The following is a 312-nucleotide window of genomic DNA, read 5'->3' on the forward strand; positions in this document are numbered from 1 at the left end:
GCTGACGCTGCCTAAGATCAGTGCTCGCTATACGGCAACGCCAGAATGGACCGACAAGTACGGCCTGTTTGAAGAAGCCGGCATCAATGAATACGGTGTGGCCATAAGTGCAACCGAAAGCGCCTATTCCAACGATCTGGTGTTAGGCTATGATCCACTCGTTAAAGAAGGCTTAAACGAAGAGGCCATGGTTACGGTTGTTTTGCCATACGTCAAGACCGCTCGCGAAGGGGTGCAAAGACTTGGCGAGCTGGTTGCCAAATACGGAACCGGCGAAACCAATGGCATTTTGTTTGCTGACGATGACGAGGC

Annotated in this window: 1 protein-coding gene; it reads left to right on the forward strand. The window is 51.9% G+C overall.

What is annotated here, in order from left to right:
• Positions 1–312, forward strand: a 312-nt coding sequence (locus P0G09_RS17565; protein WP_275253314.1) for a C69 family dipeptidase, incomplete at both ends; no start/stop codon positions are given.

It is taken from the genome of Faecalibacterium sp. DFI.5.82, from assembly GCF_029076575.1.
In the GTDB taxonomy this organism is placed as follows: domain Bacteria; phylum Bacillota; class Clostridia; order Oscillospirales; family Ruminococcaceae; genus Faecalibacterium; species Faecalibacterium duncaniae.